At 58.6% G+C, this 6882-nt stretch carries 8 protein-coding genes and 2 pseudogenes; 1 reads left to right on the top strand and 9 read right to left on the bottom strand.

The features are described 5' to 3' along the window. Nucleotides 1–12: 12 nt before the first annotated feature. The 3 genes and pseudogenes from AS026_RS39030 to AS026_RS43925 form a co-directional block, all read right to left on the bottom strand. A pseudogene (locus AS026_RS39030) lies at nucleotides 13–776 on the bottom strand (IS5 family transposase). Between the two features lie 220 nt (nucleotides 777–996). Then, nucleotides 997–1884, bottom strand: coding sequence for a hypothetical protein (locus AS026_RS42605; RefSeq protein ID WP_007539282.1), 888 nt, complete (start codon nucleotides 1882–1884; stop codon nucleotides 997–999). Continuing rightward, nucleotides 1830–2744: a recombinase family protein gene (locus AS026_RS43925; protein ID WP_328285796.1), complete on the bottom strand. Its 915-nt coding sequence runs from the start codon at nucleotides 2742–2744 to the stop codon at nucleotides 1830–1832. The genes AS026_RS42605 and AS026_RS43925 overlap by 55 nt, the downstream gene beginning before the upstream one ends. Nucleotides 2745–2857: 113 nt before the next feature. Between AS026_RS43925 and AS026_RS42590 the strand changes: the two genes are divergently transcribed. Then, nucleotides 2858–3058 (top strand): hypothetical protein, encoded by a 201-nt coding sequence (locus AS026_RS42590; RefSeq protein WP_051177331.1) that lies wholly within the window; start codon nucleotides 2858–2860, stop codon nucleotides 3056–3058. Here AS026_RS42590 and AS026_RS44355 read toward each other — a convergent pair. From AS026_RS44355 to tnpA, 6 genes and pseudogenes are all read right to left on the bottom strand, one after another. After that, complete coding sequence (locus AS026_RS44355) at nucleotides 3021–3485, bottom strand: DUF5372 family protein (RefSeq protein ID WP_160330085.1); 465 nt, start codon at nucleotides 3483–3485, stop codon at nucleotides 3021–3023. The genes AS026_RS42590 and AS026_RS44355 overlap by 38 nt on opposite strands. Nucleotides 3486–3492: 7 nt before the next feature. Beyond that, nucleotides 3493–3701: pseudogene (locus AS026_RS42895) on the bottom strand (hypothetical protein); the annotation flags it as partial. A gap of 93 nt (nucleotides 3702–3794) precedes the next feature. Beyond that, entirely contained in the window at nucleotides 3795–4358 is a 564-nt protein-coding gene (locus AS026_RS02005; protein ID WP_062368490.1) for a UPF0149 family protein, read from the bottom strand. Beyond that, on the bottom strand, nucleotides 4355–5929 hold the full coding sequence (tnpC, locus tag AS026_RS02000) for an IS66 family transposase (protein WP_028749712.1): 1575 nt from the start codon (nucleotides 5927–5929) through the stop codon (nucleotides 4355–4357). The genes AS026_RS02005 and tnpC overlap by 4 nt, the downstream gene beginning before the upstream one ends. Nucleotides 5930–5977: 48 nt before the next feature. After that, on the bottom strand, nucleotides 5978–6334 hold the full coding sequence (gene tnpB / locus AS026_RS01995; protein WP_028749713.1) for an IS66 family insertion sequence element accessory protein TnpB: 357 nt from the start codon (nucleotides 6332–6334) through the stop codon (nucleotides 5978–5980). Continuing rightward, nucleotides 6331–6801 (bottom strand): IS66-like element accessory protein TnpA, encoded by a 471-nt coding sequence (gene tnpA, locus AS026_RS01990; protein ID WP_062368489.1) that lies wholly within the window; start codon nucleotides 6799–6801, stop codon nucleotides 6331–6333. Before tnpA ends, tnpB begins: the two co-directional genes overlap by 4 nt. Nucleotides 6802–6882 lie beyond the last annotated feature (81 nt).

Genomic DNA, 6882 nt, shown 5'->3' with positions numbered 1-6882 from the left:
TACGGCGTCGACTCATAAACTCTGGCACCATATTCTTGTTGCGACGAGCTTTACAGCGGCGAGGTAGTTTTCCGGGCGCTTGTCATATCGGGTTGCGATGCCTCGGAACTGCTTGATCCTGTTGAAGAACCGTTCCACGAGATTACGTTGCCGATAGACCCAGCGCGAAAATACGAAAGAGCCCTTGCGATTACTCTTCGGCGGGATGTTGGCCCAGGCCTTTCTCTCGGCGGCCTTTGCCCGTATGGCATTCGTGTCATAACCCTTGTCGGCCAGCAGGATGTCCCCCTCGCCAAGCTCATCCGTCAGCGCGTCGGCTTCGGCACAATCGGCGATCTGTCCACCAGTCAGACGCAGATTGACCGGGCGACCTTCGGCATCGACGAGCGCATGGATTTTGCTCGTAAGGCCGCCGCGGGAACGTCCCATGCCACCATCGTCTCCATCCCTTTTTTTCCCGTGGCCGCGTGCTGGTGAACGCGGACACAGGTCGAGTCGATCATGACGATGTCGCCATCGTAGGCCTTGGACACCGCTTCAAGAAGCCGATCCCATACCCCGGCTTTGCGCCAGCGGACGAAGCGGTTGTAACAGGTCGTCGGCGGGCCATAGCGTTCCGGAACTTCCGCCCAAGGCGAGCCCGTTCGAAACCGCCAGAGGATGCCATTCAGTACCCGCCGATCATCAACGCGGGCAACGCCGCGTGGCTTGTTGGGTAACAACGGCGATATAATCGACCATTCGTGGTCAGTCAGTTCGTAGCGACGACGTGTCATCAAATGCTTCCCTATTTCGAAGCCTTGAATCACGCCGGTCGATAAATGCCAAGAAATTTTATGAGTTTACGCTGTAGTGTGTTCTCGCCCATGCTACGAGTAAGCAACCCACGAGAATAAAGTACGCAGCGTTACCCTCACCAATGATTTCATGATGCCTGTTTCCTCGATCGTCTATTGCGTTGAGCGCGAGTGCGCAGAAGGTCGATCTGGTCCTGCGTCAAGTCGATTTGCCACGGCTGGCCCTTGGCGAGTTGGTGTCCCTTGAGCCATCCGCGGGCGAGCTAATCGAAGATGACCTGAGGTGTGATGCCCAGAGCTGCTGCGGCACCTTGAAGGAATAGGTTCCGTCCGGCCACCTGGCGGGATTGGAGCTCGTTCCGTTGATTTTGACGGTTGGAATACCCCAACGCCTGCGCAAGAGCCAGACATTGTCACCTTTGAAGGCGCAATTCTGTGCGGCAAGGAAGCCTTCCGCGTTCAGCACGGACGCAATTTCCTTGTCCATTTTGCCTGCGGCGTTCAGCTCCGTCACACGCGCTCGTAATTTGTCGATATCGATATAGTCGCCATAGGTATGAACGCGCCTTTGGACAGAGTGCTCGCTCGTCGCTCCTGTTTGCCACAGGATCTTGACCCAGACCTGGCCTTGCAGGCGCTTTTGATCGAGAACGACTTCGCAGATGATGAGGCGCAGGATGCTCTTTCGCTCGGCCGCCGTGGTCGATGAGGCACGCCAGATGCGCGGCAGGTCTTCCCCGTGTGCCAGTAGCCCCTCGCGATCTGCCTCACTGAGAACCAGGGGTTCGTCAGACCGCCATCGTTCATAGTCCTGCTCTATGGCCTCGGCTGCACGCAGCTTCTCTTCCCATCCCCGCTCCAGCGACCGGGCCACCAGGCGGTTCTCGGGTTCGACTGCGTCGTATTGGCGTCGTGCGCTTTCCGCCTCGTAGCGCGCCCGTTCACGCCGCAATGCCCATTGACGCTCAAGTTGACGTGCTTCCTCTTCGATCTGGCCCAGTGCGGCGATGGCGATAGCGATCCTGTCCGGCGTCAGAGCCTCAAGTAGAATGCCTTCGATGCGTGAGTCGACGGGCAGAGCGCGCACCTCCTGGCATAACGGCCCTCCATCGTGACCGCCATCAGCACGGCATGTGTAGACGGGATAGTTTCCTGCGGGGCCGCTAAGCGAAAACTCATCCGCCGGCCGCACCGCCCGCAGACAGCGATGCCCTGCAGCAATGCAGCGCCCTTACGCGGCGCTCCCGTATGGCCGGCTTCGTAGTGGTTGATGTTGTTTTCCAATCGCCGTTGGTTGTCCATAAACTCCTCCCAGCCGATGTAACCAGGATGGGCCGCTTGCAAACAGACCTCCCAGTCTTCGATGGGAACCTTGGTTGTGCGTGGCAAATACACGTCCTGACGAATGCGCCCACCAGTCTGCCGTCGTCGACCGTAGACATACGCCCCAGCATAGCCGGGATTTGGGAGAATGCTGAGCACCCGTGGGTTGGTGGTCTCTTGCCAGACGACTTCGTGCGGCGCCGGACCATGGAGAGGACGCATTGGCAATGGCAAATTCTCCTTGCGTAAATAGCGCATCACCGCCCGCGCGCTTCCCAATTCGCGGAATTTGCTGAAGACGAGGCAGAGCCTTGCCTGCACCTCCTCATCGGGATTGAGAATGATCTGGCTCGAGAGGGCATGAGACAATCCGGCGGGCAGGCCAAAGCGCAATTCGCCGCGTGCCGCTTTCTGGCGCTCGCCCTGATGAAGGCGTTGACTGATCTGGTGCAACTCCGCCTCACTCATGATGCCAAACAAGCCGAGCAAGAGCCGGTCGTGGTAAGCGCAAGGATCGTAGAGGCGTTCGCCGTTGGCAATAATAACGCCGAACAATGCGCACAGATCAAGGAGTTGATGCCAATCACGATTGTTGCGGGCGAGCCGCGAGGCATCGAGGCTGATGACGAGCCCCGCGTTGCCCGTCCGATCTCCGCGATCAACTTCTTGAAGCCTTCACGCTCGACGCTGCCCGAACCGGATTTGCCGAGGTCTTCATCAATGACGTGCACGCGCTCATGTGGCCAGCCAAGAGCCACGGCACGATCGATGAGGCGATACTGAAGCTCCGTGCTTTCCTGATGATGCCGCACCTGGTTTACGGAAGACTGGCGGACATAAATATAGGCAAGCTTGCCGCGATGCTCGGCGGTGACTTGGCTGTCAGGCTACTCGTCGCTCTCAGCATGCCGATCCACCTTTGTCGGCACACGGATTGACCGCATCCGCATCAACAGGGGGACAAGTTTTTGAGCAAGTTGTTTCCGCGTCTCCGGCGGCAGATCGACCCACGGACGCGGGACTGTCGTGCTCGGGGTCAGAAGCTTTACGAGGGACTGAGACGCTACGCGGTACGGTTTTGATTGCACGTTCATCGCGAATCACCTCCTTGAAACTGGAGGTAACCATGCTGTTCAAATGGCGCATCAATGTGAGCAGGGTTCGAACGCTGACGCGAGGCGCCGATTCTGACTCGCTCCGCGCTTCCAACGAAACGGTCACAAGATCGGTTATCGACCGGCGAATTGAACGGCGGCGTCCGTCAGGTAATCGAACGACAACGAATGCCGCACCGCGGCCGGACTGGACCGACACCAGCTCAAGACGCTGACCCGCAAGACCGTGGCGCGGGTCAATGATAGTCACATAATGCACCACCGCGGATCATCTGGTCCCATCGTCCGATGATATGCGCGCCTGCAACCACGGATCAATCTCCAGCCTACGCAGAAAGGCTATCCGCTCAGTCAGCCCGATCAGCTTCGACGCACCCGGCGGCTTCCGGCGCCGAGAGCAGCCAATGAAAGCGCGCGTATGGCCGACCGAGGGGTCAACTTCCAACAGCCTGCCCAATGATTTAAGCGTACGAGCGGGACGTCTTCAATCGTGAGCGCAACGAATGGCCCACGGCTTTCGTGATTTGACTAAATAGGTTTCTGGCTTTCTGGCTCTCGGTCAGAACTTCTGCTTTGCCCGCTTCGGCATAAAATAGGTTCGGATATTGACGAGTGCTTCGGCGACGGCAGCAGCATCCTGGTGGGTCGCTTTCCGTTTTACCTCGCCGAGCTTGCGGATCGGCGCAATGATATCCCCAGTGACGGCATGACCTCGAAGGACAGGCTGCCAAAGCCTTGGCGCGTGTCGTGTTCCAATGAGAAAGCAGATGTCCCAATCAAATGGATCAAGGGTCTGATCATCGATCTGGGTGAACCTTGGCCGGTGGTCTTTCGGTCTCTCGGAAAGGCTTGCAGATATCCGATTATACTCTGCAACGATCGTCTGCACGGCCCGATGTTCGGTTGTTTCCATCGGCAGGTTTAGGGCATCCGGGCCGGTCAGTTCCGGGATCCATTGCCGTGGGTCGATGAACCTGGGGCCGATGATGAGGGCCGTAAGATAACCATCGAGTCTGCTCATTGACCAGATAGGCGATGGCGGACGACGTCTCCTGATAAAGGCTTCGAATGCGTCGTCATCGAGCTTCGGTCGCGGCGTCATCTCCTGGCTGTTCTGTGTCATGCCGCTTGTCGCTCCTGCTGTGTCATCGCTTCGCGTTCCGCCTTCCAGGCCCAAGGCAAAAGGCTCTCCATCTCGTTGGCTTTCACTTTGCCGGAGATGATGCGCTCCAGCACATCGGCAAGCCAGACGTCGGGGTCCACGCCGTTAAGCTTTGCCGTGTTCACGAGCGATGCCAGGACAGCGAAGGTCTTTCCACCCCGCTCGTTGCCCACGAATAATGAGTTCTTTCTCGTCAAAGCCACGGATTTCATGGAACGCTCGACGACATTGGAGTCCACCTCGATCCGGCCATCCTCTAGAAAGGCTGTCAATCCGCTCCAGTGGTTGAGCATGTAAGTGACTGCCTTGCCAAGTGCCGATTTCGACGACACCTCGTCGCTCAGTTCGGTGAGATGGACCTTCAGTTCTCTCATGATGGGAGCTGCCTCACGACGCCTGCCGCTAAGCCGGGTATCTTCATCTTCCCCTCGTAGTTTTGCTTCGATGCGATAGATTTCGGCAATCCTGGCAAGGATCGACAAGGCCTCCGAAGAGCCGGTCAGTTTGACGACGTCAACGAACTTTCGCCGTGCATGAGCGAGGCAGAAGGCCAGCCGCATGGGGGCAACGTTGCTCTTGCCGCGTCGTTTGACCATGGTTTTATAGGCTTGATATCCATCAACCTGAAGCACGCCGGCGAACGACGACAGTTGCCCCTCGATCTCGCGAGCGCTGCGGCTTTCGGCAAAAATGTAGGCCACCGCCGGCGGCGCCGGACCGTTCCATGGCCGATCGTCAACCGCTTGTGCCCATAACTGGCAGACCTTGGTTCGTTTGCGCCCCGGATCGAGGCGCGGAAGTGGCGTCTCGTCACAGAACACCCTCGGCTGCGAGCGGATGAAGGCGGTGAGTGCATCGTAGAGAAGTTCGAGCCACCAGGCGACCCGCGTGACCCATGCCCCGAGCGTACCGCGATCAATGATGACGCCGCAGGAGGCCAGCATCTGCGCCTGGCGATGCAGCGGCAAATGCCAGGCAAACTTCGAAACGGCGACATGGGCTGCAAACGCCGTGGTCACCATGCCGCCGTCCATGATGCGTGCTGGTGCGGGTGCTTGCACGATGCCACTCTCGCAAGCCCGGCATGCATAGCGTGGCCGGATCGTCCGTTTCACCCGGACTACTGCAGGCACGATGTCGAGCGCCTCGCTGACATCAGTGCCGATGCAATGAAGTTCGAACGAACAGCAGGGGCAAGTCTTGCTCGCTGGCTCGATGAGCTCGTCATAACGCGGAAGGTGTTTCGGCAAACGGCCGATATTGCGGGCTGGCGATCGCCGTGCCTGCGTTTTGTCTTCATCGACCGGCGCGACATCGTCATTGGCAGCAACGGGAATGTCGCCTAGATCGCCAAGATCGAGCATTGCCTGCGTTGGATCGATCGTCGTCATCTTCTCCGATTTCGTCCCGAAGAGCTGGCGCTCAAGGAAGGCAACGCGCGCCTTGAGATCGGCATTCTCTTCGTCGAGCGAGAGAATGATCCGGGTCAATTGCGCAGCATCCTGGGGCAAGGGATCGGGTCGAAGCGGCATGACAGACCCTACCACACGGGTCTGAATCTTCAAGCAAAACCAATAGGATCAGCCTGCTTTTGAGGGCCTCCTCACCGCGTTTCGTTTGACGCGCGTCCAGTCAATGCCGGCCAGCAAAAGCGAGAACTCCTGGGCACTCATCTGCATAGCGCCATCGCGGATCGGAGGCCAAACGAACTTGCCCGCCTCCAACCACTTCGTCGCTAGGATCATGCCTGATCCGTCCCAATAAATGCAGCGAAGCCGATCAAGACGCTTGGCGCGGAACACGAACACGTCGCCACAATAGGGATCGGCCGCAAGGGCTGACGCCACCAAAGCTACCAGGCCATTCATGCCGCGCCGGAAGTCGACGGGTTGCGTCGCAACCATGATCTTCACGCCATTTGGCGAAACTCCGATCACCGGCGCCCTCGCAACGCCGCTACCATCGCCTGCGCCAGTTCAGGCGCTACCGAGCCGATGACCGTCATGCGTGCGCCCGCAATCTCGATCTCAATTCGGCCAGCGAGAACCTCTGGGGCATTCGATGGCGAGCCTTCGTGTCGTGCGCCATCCCCAACCACTGTCACCGGCACGAACACGGCAGGCGGCAAACTAGTCTTTGCCGACCGTTGAGAGGTTAGTCCGGCTTCCCGTCGCCACACATTCAGCAAGCCGCGATTGACGCCCCAGCGCCTCGCAACAGCCGAAATGTTCACTTCAGGTTCTGCGCTCTCCGCGAGAATCCGCGCCTTCTCCTCGTCAGTCCAATTCCGCCGCTGCCGCCGACCGGTGATCACCTCGATCCGCCGATACTTTCCCTCATGCCTGGCTTCATGCATGCCTTCATCCATGACTTCAAGCATGGCATCAGCGCGATCTCCAACCATCCCGGTCCACTCCTATCAATGATAGAGCTTATCTCGAGGCCTCATTCACAAAAGAAAAGGTGGGCTGTTCGTCGCGCTCAC

This window comes from Rhizobium altiplani (assembly GCF_001542405.1).
In the GTDB taxonomy this organism is placed as follows: domain Bacteria; phylum Pseudomonadota; class Alphaproteobacteria; order Rhizobiales; family Rhizobiaceae; genus Rhizobium; species Rhizobium altiplani.
This window is presented reverse-complemented; position numbering and strand designations above follow the sequence as displayed.